This is a genomic window from Flavobacterium sp., assembly GCF_043760115.1.
Lineage (GTDB): Bacteria > Bacteroidota > Bacteroidia > Flavobacteriales > Flavobacteriaceae > Flavobacterium.
In genome coordinates, this window is record NZ_JAYUPK010000128.1 from 1 (window position 1) to 26215 (window position 26215).

The window sequence follows — 26215 nt, forward strand, 5'->3', positions numbered from 1 at the left end:
AAACAAATTAAAATTACGATGGCAAGATTTATACAAAACACGCGACTTATTTTACTCACCATTTTTTTAGGCGAATAACCAAGTGAATATTTAATAGAAACTGCTTCTTGTTCTTCTAGAAATTGCATTTTTATGAAGTTTATGATCATAAAAAGGCACAATAAAAATATAAAAATACCAATAATTGCAATGACTCTTAAAACTAGAAATAATTTTCCTTTAATCTTGGCAGATCGTAATGATTCTTGATTGGATTCGTAACCATTTTTGGTCATTTTGGCTATTAAATCTTGATCCTTAGCATCGTTAACTTTTACTAAAACTCTTGTAAAAATATCTTTGTGCGTTTTATTAAAACTTTGCGTTGCATTTATAGAATCTAAAAATTTCTTTGGTACTAAAACCGAGTGAATTCTGTCTGATAATCCAACCAGTCTACCTCTAAATTTTAAGTTTTTTTCTTTTAATGTGATGTTAATATTGACTTCTATTTTCTTGGCAAATTCTTCTGTAATTTGAGGTAATCCTTGATTTAATGCAAATCCGTAATTGTAAAGATTTAAATATTCTCTTGAAATTATTATCGGAATTGTATTGTCTTTTACTTTAAAATCTTCTAGTTTTTTTATGTCAATGGCATCATTATCTACAGCTTCAAGATACATATCTGTATAAAAAGGAATGAAATTTCCGCCATCGGCAGATACTTTAAAATCGTTGGAAACTATTGGATAAATGTCTTGAACTTCTTTCCAAGTTTTTAAATTAGAAATATCTTTTGTATTAAACCCAATTAATTCTTTTCGACCAATATTGTCTGGTGTAATGGTTTTAGAAACGGTTATCCAGTAATTAGAATCGCTACTTTTTTTACCAAAAAGTAAATTGGCATTGGTATACAACTGAATACAACTTAGCACCAATGCAAAGGATAAAAATAACCCTAAATATAAAAAAAATGATTTTGAAAAATGTTTCATTATAAATTTAGAGTTGTAAATTTATGTTCAAAAGGAAAGTTATTTAACTCAAACATAATTATACTCGAATTATTTTGAAGCGCAACTTCGCTAATTAAATCGAATGCAATTTTCTTATTTTGAAAATCTAAATGACTAAAACACTCATCGTAAATTAAAAAATTGGAAGGATTTATTAAACTTCTTAAAATTGCAGCACGTTGTCTTTCGCCATAAGAACAATTTTTGGCTTTTCTATCTAATAAATTTACAATTCCTAACTTGGTTGCATACAATTGAAGCTTTTCAATTGCATCGGTATTTTTTTTACTAAAAATTCTTAATAGCACATTTTCTTTAATGGTTAAATCATTTATTAATCTAACGTCTTGAAAAAGCAATTGAATTTGGGATTGTCTAAAACCAACAATTTTTTCTATAGAAAGTTTCTTTAAATCAAGCTCATCATATAAAATTGTTCCTTCATATTGAAAATGATTTCCTAGCATTGATGTTGCCAATGTTGATTTTCCGCTTCCAGAAGGTGCAATAATTAAGTAGTTTTCTCCTCTAGTAAACTCGGTATTTTTATTCCAAATTGTAGTGGCAGTTTCAATAGTTTTTGGAGTAAAATATTTAGGAGTAACTCCATTTAAAGTTATACTATTCATATCCCATTAAATAATGCAATGCATTTTTATCTTTCTTATCTATTTTAATAGTAGTTTCAGATGATAAATTTCCATCTTTTATATTAGAAATTGTTACTGCTTCAACAACTTTCACATTATTGTTTTTAGTTGTAGTTTTACTAATTTCTTCTCCATCAGTCCAAGAATAAGCATTTACACCTGATATTTTATCTAATTTTTTATTTGCAGCAGCTTTATTGGTTTTTAATAAATTTAAATCTTTTTGATTGGTAGCAAATACTAAAATATCTTTGTTACTAAAAGAACCACCTAAAGAATTCATCATTCCATCATTAGAAAGAATATCAATAACTTTTTTAGCATTATCACCTTTAATTCCTAGCGCAAATAATGAATTTGGTTTAGCATAATAATATGGATCATCAGATTTCACCTCTTCATCTTTAAAATTTACAAAGGCATAATCTCCTGTTAATGCATTAGTTATTTCTTCAAAAGTAATGTCTTTGTATTCTAAATATTTATTTAACGATGCTTCAAATCCTGCTTCTTTTACAAAATGTTTTATAAAATCGAAACTCATAAATCCTACAACAAACATCTTAGAATTATCAACATCAATATTTTTAATTAAATCATAATTTACATTTTTACCATCGTAATGTTTTTCTACCAATTTTTGTAAATCGTCATTAAAAAATGTTTGCGTATTGAATGCTACATTTCCTTTTTCAAAATTTAAATCGACACCAACACCAGCATCAATTAATAATTTATTTACGGCAAGCGTTTCAATGTAACCTCTTGATAATGTTGATATTCCTGCATATAAATTAACCCAAGCACTCATGTCGGCATCTTCTTTTAAAGTTGCGTTTACTTGGTCAATTATTTTTTCGTTTTCAGTAGTTTTTCTTTTCCAAAAATTAGTGTAAAACTCTTCATTTGCAGCAGCATCGCCAGAACTTCCATAACTAGAACCATAAGGATTTGACATTAATCTTGATAAAACAAGAACATTATCATTTATACTTCCAATTAATTCAGAATTAGAGTAAATTAAATTTTTAGCTTTATCAATTTTAATTTGTGTTTCTGTAATTTTAGAAAAGTTGGTTTCAAATTTTTTAGTATCATCAACTTTAACAATAAAAGAAGTTGCAAAATTCTCTTTGTCTTGATCTACAAGAATATAAAGTGGTTCTACAATATCAATTCCGTTTTCATTGGCATTCATAAATAATTTAAACTTTTCTTTTTCAGATGCTGAAAGTCTGTTAGTGGTATCTTTCAACATTTCTTCTTTTGGAAATTTTTCGTCTAGTTGTTCTAAATTTATTTTAGAAATTGCAATAGTTTTATCAGTAGTATATTTTAAAACTTGTTTGTTGTTTTTAGAACCACAAGATGCTATTAAAAGTAAAATTGTAATTGATACTATTGTGTAAATAATTTTCTTCATATTGTTTTTTGGTTGGTTTATTTTTAAACTATTTTTTAAATGTTTATTATTCCTTCTCGTAACGTTCCATTTCTCTGTCGTAAAAAGTATTGGCTTCGGTAATTAAACCTTCCATTTCTGCTTTTAATTCTGCTTCATCAAGATCTTCATCTTCTTCCATAAATTCTACTTCATCATCTTTTAGATTAATGATAAATCTTGGATAATCTAGATGAATTATAAAAATATCATCAGGAAAATCGGTATTGTCGCCTAAAACAAATTTTGGTAATTCCATAGTACTTATAGTTTATTATTGGATTTTTTTAATAATTTTTTTGTCAAATAATGAAAGCGAATATACAAAAATATTGCTGCTGCTGTTAAACCTGCAAGAAGTCCTATCCAAACGCCAACAGCTTTTAAAGAAGTGTATTGACCAAGGTAATAAGATATTGGAAAACCAATAACCCAATAGGCAATAAAAGTTATATACATTGGAACTTTTACATCTTGTAAACCACGTAAAGCGCCAAGAACAACGACTTGAATTCCATCAGAAATTTGAAAAACTGCAGCAACTAAAAGTAATTTGGCTGCAATAGTTATAACTTCGTTATTGTCTACCAATTGCGATTGATTTTCCATATTTAGAAAATAATGTGGCAAAACTTGATGTAAAGCAATAAACAAAACGGCAAAAACAATTTCTATAAGTATGGCTAATAAAAATATTGATCTAGCAACAATAATAAGTTGTTTATAATCGTGTAACCCTTTTTGATGGCTAATTCTTATCATAGAAACTACGCTTAAACCCATTGCAAACATAAATGTCATTGATGCTAAACTCAACGCAATTTGATTGGCAGCTTGACTTGTTTTTCCAATATTTCCGCACAACCAAATTGCTGCTGTAAAAAGTACAACTTCAAACAACATTTGCATTGCCGATGGTAAACCTAGATTTATAATTTTGTTAAGCATTGATTTTTTTATTTCTTCAAAGCTAAAATTCTTAAAATAAGGTCTTAGTTTTTTATGATTAATTAATATAAAATGCATAAAAATTACCATTGCAATTCTAGAAATAACTGTTCCTAATCCTGCACCAAGAATTCCCATTTTAGGAAAAATCCAAACACCATAAATTAACCAATAGTTTACTAATACGTGAAGAATATTTGCCATGATTATAGCATACATTGAGTATTTTGTCATTGATAAACCATCGGCAAATTGCTTGTAACCTTGATAGATTATTAAAGGAACTAATGAAAATGCAACCCAATCTAAATAGGGTTTTGCAAGTGAAATTACTTCTTTTGGTTGGTGTAATAATTCCATTATTGGTTTAGAAAGAACTACTAATCCAAATAATAAAAAACCAAGAATTATGCATAAAAACATTCCGTGATGAAACGTAGAACGAATTTTATTGTCGTCATTTTCAGCATCGGCTTCGGCTACAATTGGTGTAATTGCTGTAGAAAAACCAATTCCTATAGACATTGCTATAAAAATCATACTGTTTCCAAGAGAAACTGCTGCCAATTCTGTAGCACCAAGTTTTCCTACCATTATATTATCTACAATTCCTATAAGTGTGTGACCAACCATTCCTAATATTACAGGATAGGCAAGTTGCATATTGTATTTAAATTCTTTTGTGTATTGAGAAATATTCAATTTAGTTTTTTTTATGTGTGCAAAGATAAAAAAGTTTAAACGACTTCAAATAAAACATTGAGATTGTAATTATTAATATGAACAAATTATTTTATCAATCCAAAAATTATATAACAATTCAAAAAAATTTTGTAACAGCAAGGTTTTATTGACATACTATCTTTGTATAAGTTAATTAGAAGTAATAATTAACACACAATATTAACTTAAAAACAATTTATGTTTATTACAAAAAAAATCAAATTCGGAATTGCATTATCAGCAGTAATTTTAACAACAATTAGTTCATTTGCACAAGAGATGAAAAAAGCTAAAGTTGAAAATTATGATCAAGGATTTCGTTTAGGATTTGGCTTAAATGGTGGAGTTTCTACTGATAATGATTATGATTTTGCACTTGGTGGTGATGTTAGATTACAGTATGATTTATCTAAAGCTACGTCATTAACATTTACAACAGGATTTACCAATTTATTTATTGGTGATGATGTTAAAGATTTAGGATTTATTCCTGTAAAAGCAGGATTTAAAGCTTTCGTTTGGAAAAATCAATTTTATGTTTTGGGCGAAGCTGGTGCAGCAATAGCAGTTACCAATGGTTATAATGAAACTTCATTATTACTTTCACCAGGAATTGGTTATGCTACTAAGTATGTAGATTTAAGTTTACGTTATGAAGATTATGACAAATTTAATACCAATCAAATTGCACTGAGAATTGCATATGGTTTTAAATTATAACAATAAGGTTAAGTAAATTGGTTGGTTAGGCGTAAGGAGTTAAATCTTTGCGCCTTCCTTATTTTATAAATGTAAACAATTGTTAAAAATATTTTTATATTTGCAAAAACTAATAAATAAATATTATGAAAAAACTATTACTTATTATTACATTATTTTCAGTTGCGTTTTTAAATGCACAAAATATTTTTCAAGATGATTTTTCTACTTATACTTCTAACCAACAATTAAGTGGTCAAGGAACTTGGACTAACAATTCATCAAATCCTGGTGGATTAGGAGTAGCTACCAGTGGTGGAGTAAATTCTTTTGTAATAGATAATAATATTAGTTATCTTAATTATGGTACTTCAACTAAAAGTATTCAAATTAAACCAAATTCGGATGGTTGTGGAAGAGCTTTTACAAGTGTGAGTTCTGGTAGTTTATATGTTGGATTTGTTATTAATTTAAGTGTAGCGCAAGCTAATAATAATAGCGATTTTTTTAGAATATTAAGTGGTGATAATTTCAATACCTCATGTAGACTATATGCTACCAATGCTGGTGGAGGTTTTTTTATAGGAGTTGCTAAAGGTGCTAATGGTAATACTATTTCATTTACTCCAAATTCTTATAATTATAATCAAAATCACTTAGTAATTATTAAATATTCACAAAACGTTGGAGCTAATGATGATGTAGTTTCTGTATTTGTTAATCCTATTTATAATAGTGGTGAACCAACTGTACCTACAACTTCTACTTTTTCGGGAAATGATCAAAGTGGTACTATTGATAGATTAAGTTTTAGACAAAACTGGACAAACGGTATGCCAACAGGTTTTGTTGGATTAGTAAGTACTTCTTTAACTTGGGCAGATTTAACTTTTCAACCCTTAGCAGTTCAAGAATTTTCTAGTTCTAATTTTACTATAGTTTCTAACGAAGTTAAATCTGGACTTTTATCAATAAAATCTAATTTAACTTTAGAAAACGTAAATCTAAATATTTACGATATTCAAGGTAGAGTTTTAGAAAATAAAACAATCTCTTTAAACGATTATGAAAACAACATACAAATAAATTCTATTACAAATAGTGGAGTTTATATTGTAGAATTAGTTTCAGATAAAGGTAAGTTTTCTCAAAAAATAGTGGTTAACTAATTACTAATAATTTTAAAACCAAAAATGCTCTGAAAATTTTTCAGAGCATTTTTTTTATCCTTTCAATTGTTCTTTATACAATTCTATATTTTCTTTAACCTTTGCATCAAGTTGAGGTTCAACAATATCGGTAAGTTTTTGCAATTCTTCCCAAATAATTTTTGCAACAATAACACGTGCCATTTCTTTATCATCACTCGGAATTATAAACCAAGGCGCAAAATCGGTAGATGTTTTATTAATTGCCTCTTCATAATACTTCATATAATCATCCCAAAGTGCTCTTTCTTTTAAATCGCCAGTAGAAAATTTCCAATTATCCTCTTCATTTTCAAGACGTTTTAACAATCTAAGACGTTGCTCTTCTTTACTCATATGAAAATAAAATTTTAAAACAACAGTACCATTTTGAGAAATATGCTTTTCAAAATTTATAATTTGTTCCATTCTATTTTCCCAAAATTTTGGTGTAATATCTTCAACTTTGTTTACTCCAGGCAAGTTTTCACTTAAAATATATTCAGGATGTACTCTTGTAACCAACACATTTTCATAATGCGTTCGGTTAAAAACAGCAAATTTTCCTTTCTCTGGCAACGCAATATAATGTCTCCATAAATAATCGTGTTCCAACTCAGTACTATTTGGCGTTTTATAACTATGCACCACAACACCTCTTGGATTAAATTCTTTAAAAACCTCTCTAATCAAGCTGTCCTTGCCGCTAGTATCCATTCCTTGAAGGCAAATTAAAAAACTATATTTATTATGAGCATACATTGCATCTTGTTTTTTGCTCAATTTTGCTTGCAATTTATCTAGTTTTTCTTCAAGATCCTCGCTGCTTTCATCACTTTTTAAAACTGTCGGAATCTTGTTTAACTCAATTTTCCCAGTAACTTTATAATCCTCTACATTTAAAAATTTCATATCTAATTTATTTATATTTGTATCATTAATTTTAATTTAAAGCCAATCCAGCTATACGTTTCAAGTTTTCAGCAACAATTGCATTTTTTCTAATGCCACTAAACGTGCTTCCTTTGGTCGCAGTTTATTGTCAAGAAAAAGTAGCAATTCTTCCTAAAAAGCTTTTCACTTCTATCTGGGCTAACCTACCTACAAACTTATGGAAAATTTTCAACTTCAGTTACTATTAAAAATCATTGGTCTTGGTTCAGCATCAGGATTATTATATTCTAACAATATTTTACTAGCAATTGGCGATAACAGTTCTTTTCTTTACGAATATAATTTTACAAACAAGCAATTACAAAAACATCCAATTGTAGAAAATGCTTCCGAAAATATTATAAAAAAACTAAAACCCGATTTTGAAGCCATAACACAATACGGAGATAACATTTACATTTTTGGTTCTGGATCAACCGAAAATAGAAATATAATGATTCAATTAGATGCAATTACCAAAAAACCAATTGCAACCAATGATTTGTCGGCTTTGTACCAAACAATGCAAAGTTTTGGAGAAATAAAACCATCAGATTTTAATCTAGAAGGCGCAATTTATGACGGAAACAATTGGTATTTATTTAACAGAGGCAACGGAAAAAAATCTAAAAATGCCATTTTCACAATAGCAGGAAATAACTTAACAGACGATTTTTCGGTTATTTACAACAAAATAAAACTTCCTAAAATAAAAGGAATAGAAACTACATTTACCGATGCAGTTTGGGTAAATAACAAAATTTATTTTTTGGCAACAGCCGAAGACACACAATCAACCTACGATGATGGCGAAGTTGTAGGAAGCATAATAGGAAGTATAAATCCAGAAACTATGAAAGTAGAATTCACAAAAAAAATCACCAAAACCGCCAAGTTAGAAGGAATAACAGTTTACGAAAAATCGGCAACTTCAATAACATTTTTACTTTGCGAAGACAATGATACTGAAGTGCAAGAATCTAATTTTTATTTATGTAAAATTGAATTGTAAATTACTTTTTCTTTCTCTTAGCATCACGAGTACGCTCAACACCACGATTTCTTGAAGCCGTTTTTCTAGGTTTGGTTTTAGCTGGTCCACCAAGATTTACTTGTTTATTTTTAGCAGATTTTTCGTGAAATGCTTCGCCACCTTCTTTTTTTACACGTTTTAAAAGTTGTTTTACTTTTTTTCTGTCTTTTTCAAATTCTAATAATCTAGTTGCAACTTCAACATTTTTAGGAAAATCTAGAAACTTAATTTCTTTTTCCATTAATACTTCAGCTTCAATTTGAATATCTTCTTCACTTGGAGCAATAAAACTAATTGCAATTCCACTTTTATCAGCACGACCAGTTCTACCTATTCTGTGAATGTATTGCTCTGGAATTTCTGTAAATTCAAAATTTATAACATGTGTAACATCATTAATGTCAAGACCACGAGCCATTACATCTGTAGTAACAATTCCTCTTAAATCGCCAGCTTGAAACGAAGCCATTGTATTTAAACGATAATTTTGAGATTTATTAGAATGTATTACACCAAATTGCTCAGGATAAATTTCTTCAATACTGTTAGCAATTAAATCGACTGTTTTTTTATTATTTGCAAAAATTAAAACTCTAGAAGTGCTTTCGTCTGTTGCAAGAATATGATTTAAAAGATTAATTTTAGTTAAAAAATTGGGTGCATAATAAGCCAATTGTTCAATTTTTTCAAGCGGAGTTCCAGATTTTTCAAGTGTAATTTCTTCTGGTAACTCAAAATATTCATCTAGCATTGCATCAACATCATCAGTCATTGTTGCTGAAAATAAAATATTCTGACGTTTGTTTTTCATCATAGTCAATAACGAAGTAACCTGAAAACGAAAACCTAAATTTAAGATTTCATCAAATTCATCTATAACTAATTTTTGTAAAGAATCAAATCTAATAACATTATCTAATGCTAAATCCATTGTTCTTCCTGGTGTTCCCACAAGAATATCGATTCCTGTATAAACTGCTTTTTTTTGCGTATTAATATTTACACCACCATAAATTCCTAGCGTTCTAACCGACATAAATTGGGTTAAACTTTCTATAACATCAACAATTTGAACAACTAACTCACGAGTTGGAACTAAAATTACAACTCTTGGTGTATCTGTAGCAACAAATTTCCATTGTTTTAAAAGTGGTAATAAGTAAGCAAGTGTTTTTCCTGTACCAGTTTGTGCAATTCCCATTACATCGCGACCAGACATAATAGAAGAAAAAGATTTCTCTTGAATTGGAGTAGGAGTAGTTAAACCAATTGCATCAACTGCTTTTTGTAATGATTTAGGAAGGTTAAATTGTTCAAAAGTATTCATTGCTAATTTTTTGCAAAGGTACACATTTCTTATTTGTAATTATTTGGACTATAATTTGAAAATAAAAAACTAATTTAAAACAACTTTTATATCTTGAATAGTGCATTATAACTGAATTTATAATTTTATTTATCAAATTTTTCGTAATGCTTCATTAGTTTATTTTTTATTTGTCAGTTTATTAAATAACTTCGTCAAAATTTATGAAAATTTTAAAGAAACTAATCGTAACTATGAATAAACCACTAGTATCACCTGTACAAGATAACAACGACCAAAAGCTTCAAAAATTAATTGCATTTTATCAAGAAACGCTTGGTTTTTGTCCTAATAGCGTTATTACAATGTACCATCGTCCAGAAATTGCTTATTCTTTCATAGCTTTAAATAAAGCTGTTATGGAAAATAAAGGAAAAGTTACCAGTGATTTAAAACGATTAATTGGATTTGTATCAAGTAATACCGCAGGTTGTAAATATTGTCAAGCACATACTATTCGTGCTGCAGAACGTTATGATGCACACCAAGATAAACTTGAAAATATTTGGAGTTTTGAAACCCATCCTGCGTTTTCAGATGGTGAACGAGTAGCACTTGAATTTGCTTTAAAAAGTTCTTTAATTCCGAATGAAATTGATGATGTAATTGCAGATAAAATGCGATTGTACTGGAATGATGGTGAAATTGTTGAAATTTTAGGAGTAGTTGCATTATTTGGGTTTTTAAATCGTTGGAACGATAGTATGGGAACACAAATGGAAGATGGTGCCATTGAAAGTGGCGAAAAACATCTTTCTGATAAAGGTTGGGAAGTTGGAAAACATAAATATTAAAAATAAAAGAGGTGCAAATTAAAAAAATGCACCTTTTTCTTTTTTATAAAGTAGTTTTTCTCGTTTGTTATTCTTCAATGCTATTCACGGTTAAAAGAGCATTCATATTTCTAGTTAATTGATCTCTAGTTCTAAAACCACTTTCTTTTAGATAAAGCAAACTGTTTTTATAGTATTGAATTGTAGGTACAGCTTTTACATTTTGTTCTAATGCAATTATTGTAAATTCATCAACATTTATTGCAACAACTTGAATTGTATCTCTAAAATTATCTTTTAATTCTGATAATGATTGCGAGATACTTTTACATGGCATACACCATTTTGCATAATATAATACAACAACTGCATTGTTATTAGTTACTATCTCATCGATAGTTTTTTTATTATCGTATTCAATCATTATATATTATTGTAAACTACAAATTTGTGATATTACAAACAAGTAAGTGTTCTCTATTTTACCTAAATACTTGGCAATATTACAGATAATTTTTGTTGTATATATAAAAATAGTACATTCATCCAATTATTAACATTTTTCGTATATATAAATAAAAATTTAAATGTTTATGAAAAAAAATGAACACTCAACATTTAACAAGACTATTAGTTTAATTGTTATAACGCATTTGCTATTTTTTATATTCATAGTTTTATTGTATTTTAAAGTAGTACATCAAGAGGAAAGTTTAATGAATTTTCAAAAACTTTTTAGTCTAAAAAACAATTTATATCAAGAAGAATTTGCACTATCATATAGTAGTATAAAAAACAGTTTGTTACTATTGTTGATACTTATTTTTATAAGTTTATTTGCTTATCTAGTCTTTATTAAAAATAATTTATTTCATCCTATAAAACTAATTACTAGTGCATTAGAAACTGGTAGTAAAAAATGTATTAAATTATTAAAAGCTATTCCTGGAGAGTTTAGTTATATTGGTAATTTATTTCAGGACAATGATAATCATAAATTTGAATTGGTTTCTGCCAAGATTAAAGCCGAAGAAAGTGAACGATTAAAATCGACATTTCTTGAAAATTTATCTCACGAAATAAGAACTCCAATGAATGCTATTATTGGATTTACTGATTTAATGCTTACTACTAATCTTAATGAAGAGGAAAAAAAAGAATATCTATCTATAATTCATAAAAGTGGAATTGGTCTTGTTTCAATAATAGAAGATTTAATAGAAATGTCTAAAATTGATACCAATCAAATAGTTCCGAATTATACTGATATTGATTTAGATAAATGTTTATTAGAACTTTATAATACTATAAAAGTTAACATTCCAAAGTCTAAAAAAATTGATTTTTACATTATTAAAAGCAAAGTTAGCTTGTTTTATAATGTTAAAATTGATGAAGTAAAATTGAAACAAATTATTATAAATTTGGTATATAATGCTATTAAATTTACAGAAGAAGGTTATGTTGCTTTTGGTTATGAAATTATAGAAGAAGGTGATCTAGATTTTATTGGGTTTTCTATAAAAGATACTGGAATTGGCATTAGTAAAGAAAATCAGAAAACTATTTTTGACAGATTTAAACGTGTAGAAAGCGATTTAACTATAGAAAAAGGAGGTTTAGGACTTGGTTTAGCCATAACCAAAGCGTATGTTGAAATGATGGGAGGAAAAATTTCAATTCATTCTAATCAAGATAATGGAACTATTTTTAGTTTTAGAATACCTTTAAAATATGATAAAACTAACAAGCTAGATGTACATAAAATTTTAGATTTGCAACTCGAAATGCAACTTAATTCTAAAACCATACTAATTGCAGAAGATGATAATATTAATTTTTTATTGATTAAAAAAATGCTTCAAGTTACCAATTATGAAATTATTAGAGCAGAAAATGGTCAAGTTGCAGTTGACATAGCTTTAAAAAATCCTACTATAGATTTAGTACTTATGGATATAAAAATGCCTATAATGAATGGTTACGAAGCGTTTGAAAAAATTAATTCAATTAGACCAAATTTACCGATAATAGCTCAAACAGCGCATGCCTCAGAAGAAGACAAAGAAAAAGTAAACTCCTTAGGTTTTAACGATTACATTACAAAACCAATTAATAAAGAATTACTTTTAGAAATGGTTAGTAAATATATTTAGGACTCAGTATTTAGTTTTGTTCCAAATTTATTTGAATAATTTCATATAATTGATTAATTTCATTTTCCTCTGGAAATATTCCAGTTCTACATCCAATAAATTCAGGTCTGTTTTTATTAATTTCATTCAAATAAGTTAATGCTTTATCAAATTTTTTTTCATCAATTGAAATCTTGGCTAATAAAACATAAGTATTTCGATGTATCTTATGATCATTTAAATTATTTGCCTCAATAGATTTGTTTAAACTTATTTTACTATTTTCCAATGAGTTCATTTGATACTCTATATTACCTAATTGGTAATAGTAATTGCTTAAATGTTTGGATGAAGGAAAATTTTCGATTAAATATTCAAAACATTCCAGTGCTTTTTTTGAAGCATAATCTTTAACATTTTGGTCTTTATTTTTCATTAATTTACGCTCTGCAGCAGTTGGAAGTTCGTGTCTATTATTGCCGAAAAAAGCTCTGGAATAATCATTTGCTCTTTTATTTAGTACGTCCTCATTATTATAATTACTTTGACCAAAGCTAACTGAAGATATAAAAATCCATAACAAAAATAAAATTTTCATAAAATGTTTTTTTAAATTTTTATCTTATTTAAACTCAAAACAATTTCTTCTTTCTTACTTTTAGAAAGTTTATTTTCTTTTTGAATTACTAATGATTTAGAAATTGAACTTTCTAAAATTCCTGATTGTATTTTGTAATGTTGGCACGTTCTACAAATGGTTCCATGATATAACAAAATTAATTTTTCTTGCAATGTAATTTCATCATCATCTTTAGATATAATTTCTGAAACTCTTCTGCAAGAATACAGTAAAAAAGGTAAATATTTTTTTATAAGTTCCATTTAGCTTCGACACATTTTTTTAGTAATAATTTAGAACGATGAACGATTTGCCAATAATTGGTCGTAGAAATATTTAATTCCTTACAAATTTCGTCTGCTTTTTTATTAGTGAAGTATTTATAAGTCAATGCTAAATTCCATTTTTCGGGAAGTTCGTTAAAACAATTCATCACATCTGCTTCAAATAGTTCGTTCTTAAGCAACTCTTTTTCTTGTTCCCAAAACGGAATGATATCGTTATCAATCCAAAAGTTGTTTTCGTTATACATCAATTCAGAAATTGCTATTCCGTTTTTTTCTGAAACTAAAAAAGATCTTGTTTTTTCTTTTCGATAATGATCAATGATTTTATTGTTTAAAATAGAAATTAACCAGGTTTTGGGCTGACTTCTGTTTTCAAAAGTTTCAAATGATTTTAAAGCTGCAATAAAAGTATCTTGAACTAAATCTTCAGAAAGTTCTTTGTTTTTAGTTTTAGAAATTGCCCACGAAAAAAGTGCATCACCATACTGATATACCCAATTTTCGATAGTATTTATTTTAACTGAATTATCTGGCATTGTTCATTTCTTGCAAATTATTTTTTCTTAGTTCATAGATAAACATCAAATATACAATTGAATATTCAGTAATAATTAAAAATATATTTTCTTTAAAAGGAAAAACACTATAAGCGTAATAACTTAAAATAATTACAAAACTCCACACTATTGTAAACTTATATTTAGTGAAAACACTCAACAAAATTAAATTAATCACGTACCAAGGATGCACTGTTGTAGAAATAAATAAATACAAAGTAATAACCAATAAAGCATTAACAGCAATAGTATCAACCGATTTATTCTTCTTTAAAAACGCAAAAAACAAAATGATTAAAATTGTAATTATAGGTGTAATTTGTCCTATTGAGTGAATAATATTATATCCTTTTACATAAAATCCAACTTCTCTAGCAAGGTAATATAAACTTGCATTGAACTCAAAATTGGTAAACCAAAGCGATATGGTTGCTACATAATTATTAATTAATGTTGGATTTATAAATGGCAGAAAAAAGAGTACATTCAAGCTGATAATTAAACTATAAAATAACACACTTTTCTTAAATCCTAAATAGTTCAAAAATAGAGGCAAGAGCAATAAAGGTAATAATTTTACTGAAATTGATAAAGCAATAAATACAGCAGCAATAATCCATTTTTTAGTTAGTAAATAATATAATCCTACCACTAAAAAGAATAACATTACGCCTTCAAAATGAAGATTTCCTGTTAGTTCTAAAATCACTAACGGATTTAAAAAATACCAAAAAATGTTTTCAGTGTTTTTGTTGAAATGTAATAGAATTTTTCTTCCATAATAATATATTCCAATGTCAGCTAGGATAATTATTATTCGCAAAACCATTGTTGAAACCAATATCGATTTTCCTCCAATAAACGCAGAAATAGCAAATAATAATTGATTAATTGGAGGATAATTGCTGTAATGTGAAGCACTTAAACTTCCCATTTTATCATATAAATAATTGGTATTTGGAAAACTTGCAATCGTATTTATAATAGTATCTGGTTTATATTGAAACGGATTTATTCCAGATAAAATTGTATTTCCATCCCAAATAAAGCGGTAAAAATCTTGTGATAAAACTGGTGTAGAAAATAAAAACAGTATGCGATAAATAAGACCTATTTTGAAAAATGTCTTCTCATATTCTGGAGTTTGTAATAACGAAATCATTCCGATAAAAGCCAAAGTATATAAAAACAAAAGCCAATAAAACTGCTCTCTTTCAAAAAAATAACCTAATATAAAATAAGCAATAACACTAATTGTAGTTGCTATGTAAATTTGATATTTGGTAAAAAAAGCATCCAAATTAATTGGTTTTTAACGATTGAACAAAAACATAACTAAACCCAAAAAACAACATTAAGTGAAAAGGAAATAACGCAAAATCGTTCAATTTAAAACCACTAAACAATCCAAAAAGGAAATACAAAACCAGTAAACCTTCAATAATGGTGTTTTTAGAAATTTTTCTAGAGATGTAAATATTCTCTTTCCATTTGTCTTTTAATGCTTCAATATTAAATTTTGGTGTTCTAATAAACTCACTTTTTTTGCCTAACAAACCTTCTAAAACAGCAATCGAATTTTGAAAAGAAAACCCCATTGCAATAGCGTAAAAAGTAAAAAACATTCCAATATAATTTATAAAATTTTTAAAACCGCCACCTCGTATATTTTTGTAAGTAAACCAATAACAAATAAAGAAAATTAACGAGGTTACAATAAAGAAAATCATTACATCAAAATACCAACCAATGTGACTAAAATAGTTTTTCACAAATAACATTGGCACACTAAAAACTGCCATTGTAAAAATACACAAAAACATCGAACTATTGAGTAAATGCAACAATCCGTGGAACTTTGTTTTATTAGAAATAGTAGTTGATGCTATAACTTTGGATGCCATTTTCACAAAATTTTCTGCGCCACCTTTATTCCATCTAAACTGTTGTGAACGTGCAGCGCTAATAATTGCTGGCAATTCGGCTGGAGTTTCCACATCTTCTAAATAAATAAATTTCCAGTTTTTGAGTTGCGCTCTGTAACTTAAATCTAAATCTTCGGTAAGCGTATCACTTTCCCAATTTCCGGCATCTATAATACACGATTTTCGCCAAACTCCAGCTGTTCCATTAAAATTGATGCAATGTTGTTTAGAATTTCGTCCGGTTTGTTCTAAAGTAAAATGGGCATCAAGTGCAAATGCTTGAATTTTGGTAAGAATAGAATAATTTCGGTTTAAATGTCCCCAACGAGTTTGCACAACTCCAATTTTTGGATTTTTAAAATTGGGAATTGTTTTTAGCAACCAATCTTTATTTGGCATAAAATCGGCATCAAAAATAGCGATGAATTCACCTTTAGCAGTTTCTAAACCTTCTTTTAATGCACCAGCTTTAAAGCCAGTTCTAATTTGTCTAGTAATGTGTTTAATATCAATTCCTTGACTAGCATATTTAGAGACTAAATTTCTAGTTAATAAAATACTTTCATCAGTACTATCATCAAGAACTTGAATTTCTAGTTTGTCTTTAGGATATTCTAGTAATACAATGTTTTCAAGTAATCGTTCAATGACATATTTTTCATTGTAAATTGGTAATTGTATTGTAACTAGCGGAATTTCTTTGGGGTTTGAAAAATTAAATCTTTCAATTAAAGCTACATTTTTTTTACTTTTCAAGTAATTTAAAAGCAAGTTTAGTTGTGCCAAACTATAGAAAAAAATCAATAGAATGGCAATTGTGTATATAAAGAGAACGATGTATGAGATAACTAAAATCATTTTATTTTTTAAAGGTATATTTCATTATCCAACCAATTATTTTTACTCCAGCCATAATAGTTCCTTTGACTGTTCCAGAAACTTTAGAAACGCCAATTCGGTTTTTATAACGAACCGGAATTTCTATGTAAGTCATTTTTTGTTTTAGCACTTTTAATTGCATTTCTACTGTCCAACCATAGGTTTTGTCTTCCATTTGAAGTTGCAGTAGTTTATCATATTTTATGGCTCGAAACGGACCTAAATCGGTGAATTTTGCTCCAAAAAAGACTTTCATTAAAAACGTTGCTAACCAATTTCCAAAAACTTGCTGTGGTGTCATTGAACCACTTTCTCGTAAATTGGAAACTCTTGCTCCAATTACAAAATCAATATTTTGATTTAGAATAGGTTCAATTAATTTTGTCAATTCTTCTGGATAATCAGAATAATCACCATCTAAAAAAACAACAATATTTGGTTTAATTTCTAGATTAGCAATGTATTCCATTCCTTTTAAACAGGCATATCCATATCCTTTTCTAGTTTCTAAAAGCACTGTTGCTCCAGCATTTTTGGCTACTACTTCGGTTTTATCCGTCGAATTATTACTAATTACAATTATTTCATCAACTAATAACGGAATTTCAGCAATTACATTCGCAATGGCTTTTTCTTCGTTATAAGCAGGAATAATTACTTTTATTATGCTCATTATTTATTTGTATAAACTAATCCAATACTAAATCCTTTTTCTTTTCTCACGTTTCTACCATCCAAAGTTTGAGTTAACAATGTACTTATTCCAAAATTTTTACTGAGTTGATAATAAACTGTTGCACTTAAATTAGTAAAATTCACCCTATTATTGGCAAATGCTGACAATCCGCCTTGAGCGAAAAAATCATCCGAAAAAATATCATTTCCTTTTTCAGAGTTTTGAATGGTTAAACGAGCATCGGTGTACCATTTTGATTTGGCGTAACCTAGTTTAAAATTGAAAATATTCGCATCAGGAATGTTGTAATCGTCACGAGTTTCTTTAAAACTTCGAGCGTATAAACCTTCGGCAAACCAACCTCTTTTTATTTTGTATTGTACAATTGCAAATGGATTAACTGTTGTAACACCATGTCCTAGTGCAATAATTCCTTGTTCGGTATAATTGGATAACGGAGTTGAAAATCCCAAACCCGAACTCACAGTTAAATAGCTTGCTTTGTATTTCTTAAAAACCAATCTAAAATTAACATTCGCTTCAATGTCTTGAAAACCTTGTTGTGATGGTTTATTAGTCACTGGATCAGGCGCATTATTTTTATTATAAATGTATAAATAAGGCACATTGGCAGTTGCATACAACCAATCTTTAAACGAATAACTACCAAATACATTCACTATTTGCGTGTCAATAGTTCCAAATTCTACTGGTACAATGGCGATTAATTCCTTGCCTGCAAAAAGTTGTTTTCCATTTTTATAAGTAAAATTGGAAGCAATAACAAACTTATCTTTTGGGTTAAAAAAACCTGAAACTGCATATTGAGAAAATCCATTTTGAAAAATGAAAAATAGCAGTATATAATTAATTTTAAAATATAATCTATTTATATAATTGTTATTCAAGCTATTAATAATTAGTAGTTATTGTCTTTTTTAAATTTGTTTAAATCAGTCCAAGTTTTTATTTTTTTTCCATTGAAGTATTTTTCTGCTTTAGTGATTTCGCCTTTCGTGTAAACAATAGTAATTCCGTTGAGTTTATTACTTTTAAATTCGCATTTTTTTATAACTTTTTGTTTTTCATTATAATAAATCCACCAATTTGTTTTTTGATTGTCTTTGTAATGACCTTCTTCTTTTTTATTTCCGTTTTCGTAATAATAAAACCAGTAGTCTGTTTTTTTATCGTTGATGAGCCAACCTTCTTCTTTTAGATTTTTATTTGGATAATAATTTTTTATATACTCTTTTTGTGAAAATGAGTAAGGTAACAATAACATTAATAAAACTATTTGTTTCATTATTTCTGATTAATCAAATCCAACAAATTCACATCATTTCCTAAAAGAATATCATTTGAATTAATTCTTCCTTTTTCGGAAGCATTTTCTAATTTTAAAACACCTCGTGGGCAAACTGCCGAACAAATTCCGCAACCAACACAAGATGATCGTACTATATTTTCGCCTTTTTGAGCATAACTCCGAACATCAATTCCCATTTCGCAATGCGTTGTGCAATTACCACACGAAATGCATTGTCCGCCATTGGTTGTAATTCTGAATTTAGAAAACAAACGTTGTTGTAAACCCAAAATTGCTGCCATTGGGCAACCAAATCGGCACCAAACTCGGTTGCCAAAAATTGGATAAAACCCAACACCAATTACTCCAGAAAATACTGAACCAATTGCAAATCCGTACCATTCACGCAGTTTGAAACTATCAATAAAAAGAATGTTGGTATTTCCTGAAAAAAAGTTAATGCCTAAAGAAACAATAATAATTGAAATTAAAGTTCCAATTGTAAACTTGGCATCAGTATCTAAATCATTACGTTTAAAAACAAATAGTACTCCAGTAAAAACTACTAAAAATCCAACAATTCCGTATATAAATTGATTTTTGGTAATGAAACTCAAAGCAGGATTATCACTTAAAAAAGTAAACACAACTGCAATAGTCATGATGAATGAAAAAGCTAATACAATATGAATTGACCAACGTTCGAATTTCCAAGCTTTTTGAGTTGAATTGGATAAATGACGGAATGAATCACCAGCTGTTTCAGCTAAACCACCACAACCACAAACCCAAGAACAATACCAACGTTTACCATAAAAGTAAGTCAATATTGGCGAAATAATAAAAATCATCGCAATGCCAAAAAGTAGCATAAACATTCCTAGATTTCCACCATTTAATAGATTTTTTAAATGCCAATCATTAAAAAAATAATAATTCAAAGGCCACATATTTGTCAATGATTTAGCAAAATACGCTTTCTCTGGATTTAGTTTTTCGAGTATTTCTGGAATTAAAAAAGCAAATCCCAATTGAAAAAACATAACCGAAATGGTGCGAACCAATTGGTATTTATTGTGTCTGTATTTTAAAATGAATTTATATCCTAATCCTAAAATCGCAATTGTGTATAGTGTTCCATAGACAAACCATTGAGAAGCAACTTTTCCGTTTAGTAATAAACTTAAAGGATCAAAAAAACCTATAATTCCCATATTTTTGTTTCCATTTTCACCTAATCCTAAATACTTAGGAAACCAATACAAAGCAATATAAAATAAGGTTAAAATTATACCAATTGACCAAGCTACAATTCCTTTATTAGAAATGCTTTTATGAAAAACGCCATTATTGCTAATTCCTGCTATTCTTGAAAGATATGTTCCGTTTGCATATACTACAACTCCGCTTAGAATTGAAATTATAGAAGTAATTAACCACAGTGTTTTATTTGGAAATGAAATATTTAAGAAAGCTAAAACCAAAATAAATAAACCAACAAAACCTTGTGTTAAACCTATTTTTTGTGAAAGGTTCAACTCGTTGGAATGACTTGATGTAATGGATAAATTTTTATCTAATTGGCTCATAATTATTTTGTTTTAAAGTAGTAACTTGTAATAGTAATGTATTTTTTATTTCATTGTAATGTGAAGTAAAAAATTCAGGATCAAAATTGGCATTTTTTAAATTTTCGATTACAAAACCAACTGATTTTTTTTCGTTTAAAATAGTATCAAAAAATTCGTGACGCAATCGTATTCCGTAGGTGTTAATTCCTAAAAATTCATCAGTATTTTTATCATACGAAATTCGAATTGCTTTTAATGATGATGAATGTTCCCAATATATTTGCGCTTCATTTTCGAGCGGATTTGCCATCACCCAACCATAAGTTTGGTACTCAATATCCATAAACTTAGATGAATTAAACCAATTTCCAGGATTGTATTGCATTGGTTTTCCGCAAATAGTTTGTGCTAATGTTTCACCCATCATTCTACCTGTGTACCAAACGGCTTCAATGGTTTTTCTGTTTCCAATAGCTTCGTGTTGTTCGGCACAATCTCCAATGGCATAAACATCTTTAATATTAGTTTCTAAAAAGCGATTTACTTTTATGCCACGATCAATTTCTATATTGGAACTTTTTAAAAAATCAACATTAGGAGAAACTCCAACTGTTAAGCCAACCATACAACAATCGATAGTTTCTCCTTTATCAGTAATAATTGATTGTACATTACCAAAACCATCTGAAATAATTTCATCTAAATTGGTATCTAATCGAATATCAACTCCGTGAGCCAAAATATGTTTGGTAATCAATTCGCTATCTTCTTTAGGTAAAATACTCGACCAAAAAGTTTTTTCGCGAACTAAAAATGTTACAGGAATATTTCTAGAAAGTAACATTTCTACTAATTCAATTCCTATTAATCCACCGCCAACTACAATAGCTCTTTGGCAACCAATAGATAATTCTTCCACTTTTTCTAAATCTTGTTTAGAATACAAACTAAAAACACCATATAAATCTTGTCCTTTCCATCCAAAACGATTGGATTTTGATCCTGATGCAATAACTAATTTATCGAATTGTAAAGTAGAATCATCAGCAAAAATTATTTTCTTGTCAGTAGTAACAACCTCTTTTACATATGCATTAACTAATTCTATGTTGTTTTTTTTCCAAAAATCATCTTCATACGGTTTAATATGTTCGTATTTCATATGTCCCATAAAAATATACATCAAGGCAGTTCGTGAAAAGAAATGTTCGCTTTCGGCAGAAATAACCGTAATTTTTTTATCCGATAATTTACGAATATGTCTGGCTAATGTAATTCCAGAAATTCCATTTCCTATGATAACAATGTGTTCCATTAATTTTTATTTGGATGAAAAGTAAATCTAAATATTTTTAATTAAAATACGATTTTTTTTAGAAAATGGCTCTCAATCCTAGATTGAATGATTGTCCTAAACCAGTATCAGCTCCGCGAACAAATTTACTATAAATAGTTTCTACATTAAGTACTTTTGATAATTGATATTTAGCACCAAAACCCACTGCTGAATAATTTTGCTCAAAGTTATTACCTAAATCTAGTAATTGCGAATGTTGTACAAAAGTAAATACTGTAGATTTACTTGATGCAAAATAGCTTAAAAAAACACTTGGAGCTAATTCTAAACTATTATTAGCATAGCCACCATTTTTATTTGGTGTTTTATCATCATTTAAAGATTTCTCTCCAAAAAATAAACGAGTACTTAACTCTGTAAACAATTGAAATTTATTTCCTTTAAAAGTGTAATCGTAAAAAAAGCGATTTTGCCAAATGTAACTATTGGCTGCTAAAAATCCGTTTTCATTAGTTTCTTCTTTAAAAACTGGAATGAATAATGAACTTTGAATAGAGAAATTAGATGATTTATTAAAAGGCGAAACCTTTATTGATGGTGCAATATGTGATAATCCTGAACGTATTTTATCTTCTGAATTTATAAACGAAATAAGCGGATTATCTTGAAATGTAAAAACATTATACCGATATTCTACAATTAAACCTGCATTAAGTTTTTTATTATTAGAAACACCAGTGAAAATCTCTAATGATGTTGTGAAGTAGCTTTCTCTGGCAATAGTGCTTTTTAAACCTTTATCAGTTCTTTCCGTTTGCGTATATAGATTATTAAACCATTTTATATCTAATTTACCTTTTTCTAATAATTTAGAAGGTGTATAATTTTGAATATTTGATTGCTCAACAGCAGTGCTGTCTTGTTGGGCAAAAGTTGAGAAACTAATTAGAATAATTAATACTATTATTGTTTTTTTCATCGTTCGTATTTTTGTTCTTAATTTCATTTATTTTTTGTTTAAAGTCCAGTCATAAGGATAATAATAAACTTTATATTTAGCATCAATTTTAGTATCTCTATATTGATTAATAAATTCGATTTCATTTTTCCCTTTAGAAATAAAATCATCCTTATACCATTCAAATATTTGAGATAATTCAACTTTCTTAGTAGTAGTATTTACCTTTATAAAATTAGTATTATTTAAAGCCAATTTTGTTTGTTTATTTAGTTGTTCTTCTAAAGTTTCAGGTAAATAAGCGTTGTTAGTTATTGGCGGACATCCATTTGCTCCACACACCAGAACAAAATGAACTCTTGGATCATTATATTTTGCTCTAATTAATTTATTTTCTAAATCATTTAGTGTATATTTTTTTCCATTAATTATAAAAGTTGTTTTGTCAAATAAACCTGCTATTTCAGTTGGCATTTTTACTGGATATTTAGATACAATTCCTTTTATCAACAATATATTATAAGTATTGATTAAAAATGCTTTTTGGGTGTTTGTATTTTCTTTAGAAATATCAATTTTAGATACTTTTTCAATCAATTCATTTAGGGAATTAGAATTTTTTTTTAGGGCATCATAATCTACTTTTCCGTTAGCAACATTGGCTTTTAAAAAGGCATCAGTATTTTTAAAAAAAGTAGCTACATCTTGAGAAAATGATAGATTTAAAGAGAACAGCAAAATCATAGTTTTGATTATTTTTTTCATGTTTTTATATTTAATATTTGATTGATTTATTTGGATGTTTTAATTGACTAAACTTTATTTTAATTATGTTTCAACAAAAGTGCTAGATATTTGAACCAACTCGATTTTCAATTTTACCTTAATAGTTATCAATTTTCCATTATGTATTATTAATGTTAAAAAATGTACCGATATTTGAAATGTTATTAAAATTAAGTTATGAAAAAAGTTGCTTTATTTATGTTTTTATTGTTTACAATACTAACTAATTCTCAATCTAAAATTATTGAATCTATTGAATGGAAAGGTTCTAAAAAAATGAATAAAAAGTTCATGATTGAATTTATTCAATCTAAAGTTAATGCCAATCTTGATAGCTTAAAACTAGACAATGATGTAGATGCTTTAACACGATTGAATGGAATTTCTAAGGTAACTTATGAAGTAACAAATTCTAATTCAAATAATTATAACGTTATTTATACAATTGTTGAAGATTTTAGTATTATTCCGAACTTATCTTTATGGACAACCGATATCACAACTGCTTACAGAATAGGTTTGTATGATTTTAATTTTTTGGGTAGAAACAATACTATTGGCGGTTTTTATCAATATAATGGAGTTACATCATTTGGATTCAATTATTCAGCTCCTTTTTTATTTAATATTAAATTTGGGCTTGAAGCAAGTGCACAAAAGCTGGGTAGTATAGAACCCATTTTTTTTGAAGGAACAAAAGCAAATTACCAATATACTAATACTGCTGCCGAATTACTTGGTGTATATAGGATTAATTTTAGAAACTCTTTTAAACTCGGAATTTCTATATTTAATGAAGATTATGAATATCAAAATGGTGCAACAAGTGTAAATGTACCATTAGAATTAAAGGTTGACAAGTATTTATTAAAATCAAACTATTTATATGATAATTTGAAATACGATTATTATTTAGTTAAAGGTTTTAGAAATTCAACTTTTTTTCAGGTAGTAAAAACATCGAGCGAATTTCAAAATAACTTTGTAATAGGTTGGAATGATTTATCTTATTTTAAAAGAGTTGGCACTAACGGAAATTGGGCAAATCGATTGCGATTGGGTTTATCTACAAATGATATTACGCCATTTGCTCCATTTTCTGTAGATAATAATTTGAATATTAGAGGAGTTGGAAATATAATTGATCGTGGTACTGGAACCATTGTAGTAAATAGCGAATTTAGAAAAACACTTTATGAAAAAAAATGGTTTGTTTTGCAAGGAAATGCATTTATTGATGCAGGAACGTGGCGTCAACCTGGAGAAAACATAGGTAATTTTTTTGACAAAAAAAATGTTCGTGTTTATCCTGGTGTTGGATTAAGAGTAATGCATAAAACTATTTTTAATGCTATATTTAGAATTGACTATGGATTTGGAATAACAGAAAATGGGAGTAAAGGAATTGTTTTTGGAATTGGTCAGTATTTTTAAAAGTTAGAAGATGAAAGTTATAAGATGGAAGTTTTATGTTGTGTGTTTTTATTGTATATTATTATCTAATTTTGGTTTTGGACAATCTAAAATCAATGGAATAAGTTTCGTTGCTTCTGATAGAGAAGTTACAACAAATGCAATTGAACCTATAATTGCTATCAATGCCAATTGGGTAACTTTGATGCCTTTTGGATTTATGAAAACAGAAAGTGATACTTCAATCGCTTTTAATAGCAAACAACAATGGATTAATGAACGAAAAGAAGGAATTGAGTCAACATCTAAACTATTTAAAAATAAAAAAATTAAGATAATGTTAAAGCCACAAATTTGGATTCCAAAAGGTGGGTTTACTGGTCATATTAAAATGAAATCTGAAAAAGAATGGATAACATTTGAAAATAATTACGAAAAGTTTATACTTTTTTATGCTACAATTGCACAAAGTACTAATTGCGAATTATTTTGCATTGGTACTGAACTCAATTCTTTTGTAATTGCTCGTCCAAAATATTGGAACGATTTAATTTCAAAAATTAAAAAAATATATAAAGGAAAAATCACATACGCAGAAAATTGGGATACATATAAAAGTGTTCCTTTTATTTCTAAATTAGATTATATTGGTATTGATGCCTATTTTCCTTTAGATACTACTAAAACGCCAACAATAAAAGCTATAGAAACTGCTTGGCAACCTTTAAAAAAAGAAATGCAACAGTTGGCAAAAAAACACAATAAGAAAATACTTTTTACAGAATATGGTTATCAAAGTAAAGATTATACCACTTTAGAACCTTGGGATCATTCTAAAAGTAGAATTGTAAATTTAAAAGCGCAAGAAAATGCTTTAACCGCAATTTTTAATCAATTTTGGAAAGAAGATTGGTTTGCTGGTGGTTTTTTATGGAAATGGTATGATAATAATAAAGAAGCTGGAGGAAATGCTGATAGTGATTATACAGTTCAAAATAAACCATCAGAAAAAATTGTAAAAAAACAATATTCTAAAAAATAAAAAAAGT

At 27.9% G+C, this 26215-nt stretch carries 27 protein-coding genes; 7 read left to right on the plus strand and 20 right to left on the minus strand.

All coding sequences use genetic code 11. The features are described 5' to 3' along the window. The 5 genes from ACH2BC_RS10675 to ACH2BC_RS10695 all read right to left on the minus strand — a co-directional run. On the minus strand, positions 1–980 hold a 980-nt coding region (locus ACH2BC_RS10675; RefSeq protein ID WP_395053987.1), incomplete at its 3' end, for a hypothetical protein. Continuing rightward, a complete protein-coding gene (locus ACH2BC_RS10680; RefSeq protein ID WP_395053988.1) occupies positions 980–1630 on the minus strand; it encodes an ATP-binding cassette domain-containing protein in 651 nt (216 codons plus the stop codon). The genes ACH2BC_RS10680 and ACH2BC_RS10675, both read right to left, overlap by 1 nt. Then, positions 1623–3074 carry a hypothetical protein gene (locus tag ACH2BC_RS10685; protein ID WP_395053989.1) on the minus strand — a complete coding sequence of 484 codons (1452 nt, stop codon included), beginning with the start codon at positions 3072–3074 and terminating at the stop codon, positions 1623–1625. Before ACH2BC_RS10685 ends, ACH2BC_RS10680 begins: the two co-directional genes overlap by 8 nt. A 46-nt stretch (positions 3075–3120) precedes the next feature. Beyond that, positions 3121–3351 (minus strand): hypothetical protein, encoded by a 231-nt coding sequence (locus ACH2BC_RS10690; protein ID WP_395053990.1) that lies wholly within the window; start codon positions 3349–3351, stop codon positions 3121–3123. Positions 3352–3356: 5 nt separating this feature from the next. Continuing rightward, positions 3357–4742 carry an MATE family efflux transporter gene (locus ACH2BC_RS10695; protein WP_395053991.1) on the minus strand — a complete coding sequence of 462 codons (1386 nt, stop codon included), beginning with the start codon at positions 4740–4742 and terminating at the stop codon, positions 3357–3359. A gap of 219 nt (positions 4743–4961) precedes the next feature. Between ACH2BC_RS10695 and ACH2BC_RS10700 the strand changes: the two genes are divergently transcribed. Both ACH2BC_RS10700 and ACH2BC_RS10705 read left to right on the plus strand, forming a co-directional pair. Beyond that, positions 4962–5483: a hypothetical protein gene (locus ACH2BC_RS10700; RefSeq protein WP_395053992.1), complete on the plus strand. Its 522-nt coding sequence runs from the start codon at positions 4962–4964 to the stop codon at positions 5481–5483. 125 nt (positions 5484–5608) lie between these two features. Continuing rightward, on the plus strand, positions 5609–6631 hold the full coding sequence (locus ACH2BC_RS10705; protein ID WP_395053993.1) for a T9SS type A sorting domain-containing protein: 1023 nt from the start codon (positions 5609–5611) through the stop codon (positions 6629–6631). 54 nt (positions 6632–6685) lie between these two features. On the opposite strand, the gene ACH2BC_RS10710 is transcribed toward ACH2BC_RS10705, so the two are convergent. Beyond that, entirely contained in the window at positions 6686–7561 is an 876-nt protein-coding gene (locus tag ACH2BC_RS10710) for a PPK2 family polyphosphate kinase (protein ID WP_395053994.1), read from the minus strand. Between the two features lie 199 nt (positions 7562–7760). Here ACH2BC_RS10710 and ACH2BC_RS10715 point away from each other — a divergent pair, with 199 nt between their 5' ends. Continuing rightward, the gene (locus ACH2BC_RS10715; protein ID WP_395053995.1) at positions 7761–8594 is read left to right on the plus strand and encodes a DUF6929 family protein; all 834 of its coding nucleotides are present in this window, start codon (positions 7761–7763) and stop codon (positions 8592–8594) included. 1 nt (position 8595) lies between these two features. Here ACH2BC_RS10715 and ACH2BC_RS10720 read toward each other — a convergent pair whose 3' ends face one another. After that, complete coding sequence (locus tag ACH2BC_RS10720; protein ID WP_395053996.1) at positions 8596–9942, minus strand: DEAD/DEAH box helicase; 1347 nt, start codon at positions 9940–9942, stop codon at positions 8596–8598. A gap of 233 nt (positions 9943–10175) precedes the next feature. Between ACH2BC_RS10720 and ACH2BC_RS10725 the strand changes: the two genes are divergently transcribed. Next, on the plus strand, positions 10176–10775 hold the full coding sequence (locus ACH2BC_RS10725; protein WP_395053997.1) for a carboxymuconolactone decarboxylase family protein: 600 nt from the start codon (positions 10176–10178) through the stop codon (positions 10773–10775). Positions 10776–10842: 67 nt separating this feature from the next. On the opposite strand, the gene ACH2BC_RS10730 is transcribed toward ACH2BC_RS10725, so the two are convergent. Next, positions 10843–11178, minus strand: coding sequence for a thioredoxin family protein (locus ACH2BC_RS10730; RefSeq protein WP_395053998.1), 336 nt, complete (start codon positions 11176–11178; stop codon positions 10843–10845). Between the two features lie 169 nt (positions 11179–11347). Here ACH2BC_RS10730 and ACH2BC_RS10735 point away from each other — a divergent pair, with 169 nt between their 5' ends. Further along, positions 11348–12910, plus strand: coding sequence for a response regulator (locus tag ACH2BC_RS10735; RefSeq protein ID WP_395053999.1), 1563 nt, complete (start codon positions 11348–11350; stop codon positions 12908–12910). A 10-nt stretch (positions 12911–12920) separates the two neighbouring features. On the opposite strand, the gene ACH2BC_RS10740 is transcribed toward ACH2BC_RS10735, so the two are convergent. The 12 genes from ACH2BC_RS10740 to ACH2BC_RS10795 are packed head-to-tail and all read right to left on the minus strand — an operon-like array spanning position 12921 to position 23732. After that, a complete protein-coding gene (locus tag ACH2BC_RS10740) occupies positions 12921–13487 on the minus strand; it encodes a tol-pal system YbgF family protein (protein ID WP_395054000.1) in 567 nt (188 codons plus the stop codon). Between the two features lie 11 nt (positions 13488–13498). Next, on the minus strand, positions 13499–13771 hold the full coding sequence (locus ACH2BC_RS10745; RefSeq protein WP_395054001.1) for a hypothetical protein: 273 nt from the start codon (positions 13769–13771) through the stop codon (positions 13499–13501). Next, the gene (locus ACH2BC_RS10750) at positions 13759–14331 is read right to left on the minus strand and encodes a sigma-70 family RNA polymerase sigma factor (RefSeq protein WP_395054002.1); all 573 of its coding nucleotides are present in this window, start codon (positions 14329–14331) and stop codon (positions 13759–13761) included. The genes ACH2BC_RS10745 and ACH2BC_RS10750 overlap by 13 nt, the downstream gene beginning before the upstream one ends. Then, entirely contained in the window at positions 14321–15652 is a 1332-nt protein-coding gene (mptB, locus tag ACH2BC_RS10755) for a polyprenol phosphomannose-dependent alpha 1,6 mannosyltransferase MptB (RefSeq protein WP_395054003.1), read from the minus strand. Before mptB ends, ACH2BC_RS10750 begins: the two co-directional genes overlap by 11 nt. A 1-nt stretch (position 15653) precedes the next feature. Then, a complete protein-coding gene (locus ACH2BC_RS10760) occupies positions 15654–17135 on the minus strand; it encodes a cellulose synthase family protein (protein WP_395054004.1) in 1482 nt (493 codons plus the stop codon). 1 nt (position 17136) lies between these two features. After that, positions 17137–17829, minus strand: coding sequence for a glycosyltransferase family 2 protein (locus ACH2BC_RS10765; RefSeq protein ID WP_395054005.1), 693 nt, complete (start codon positions 17827–17829; stop codon positions 17137–17139). Beyond that, positions 17829–18740: a hypothetical protein gene (locus tag ACH2BC_RS10770; RefSeq protein ID WP_395054006.1), complete on the minus strand. Its 912-nt coding sequence runs from the start codon at positions 18738–18740 to the stop codon at positions 17829–17831. Before ACH2BC_RS10770 ends, ACH2BC_RS10765 begins: the two co-directional genes overlap by 1 nt. A gap of 11 nt (positions 18741–18751) precedes the next feature. Next, positions 18752–19138 (minus strand): toxin-antitoxin system YwqK family antitoxin, encoded by a 387-nt coding sequence (locus ACH2BC_RS10775; protein ID WP_395054007.1) that lies wholly within the window; start codon positions 19136–19138, stop codon positions 18752–18754. Next, on the minus strand, positions 19138–20730 hold the full coding sequence (locus ACH2BC_RS10780; RefSeq protein ID WP_395054008.1) for a 4Fe-4S binding protein: 1593 nt from the start codon (positions 20728–20730) through the stop codon (positions 19138–19140). The genes ACH2BC_RS10775 and ACH2BC_RS10780 overlap by 1 nt, the downstream gene beginning before the upstream one ends. After that, positions 20714–22027, minus strand: a complete 1314-nt coding sequence (locus ACH2BC_RS10785) for an NAD(P)/FAD-dependent oxidoreductase (protein WP_395054009.1) — start codon at positions 22025–22027, stop codon at positions 20714–20716. The genes ACH2BC_RS10780 and ACH2BC_RS10785 overlap by 17 nt, the downstream gene beginning before the upstream one ends. 58 nt (positions 22028–22085) lie before the next feature. Further along, positions 22086–22988 carry a hypothetical protein gene (locus tag ACH2BC_RS10790; protein ID WP_395054010.1) on the minus strand — a complete coding sequence of 301 codons (903 nt, stop codon included), beginning with the start codon at positions 22986–22988 and terminating at the stop codon, positions 22086–22088. A gap of 27 nt (positions 22989–23015) precedes the next feature. Continuing rightward, positions 23016–23732 carry a DUF547 domain-containing protein gene (locus ACH2BC_RS10795; protein ID WP_395054011.1) on the minus strand — a complete coding sequence of 239 codons (717 nt, stop codon included), beginning with the start codon at positions 23730–23732 and terminating at the stop codon, positions 23016–23018. 198 nt (positions 23733–23930) lie between these two features. On the opposite strand from ACH2BC_RS10795, the gene ACH2BC_RS10800 reads away from it, so the two are divergent. Next, positions 23931–25187 (plus strand): outer membrane protein assembly factor, encoded by a 1257-nt coding sequence (locus ACH2BC_RS10800; RefSeq protein WP_395054012.1) that lies wholly within the window; start codon positions 23931–23933, stop codon positions 25185–25187. 10 nt (positions 25188–25197) lie between these two features. Continuing rightward, positions 25198–26208, plus strand: a complete 1011-nt coding sequence (locus ACH2BC_RS10805; RefSeq protein WP_395054013.1) for a glycoside hydrolase family 113 — start codon at positions 25198–25200, stop codon at positions 26206–26208. Positions 26209–26215 lie beyond the last annotated feature (7 nt).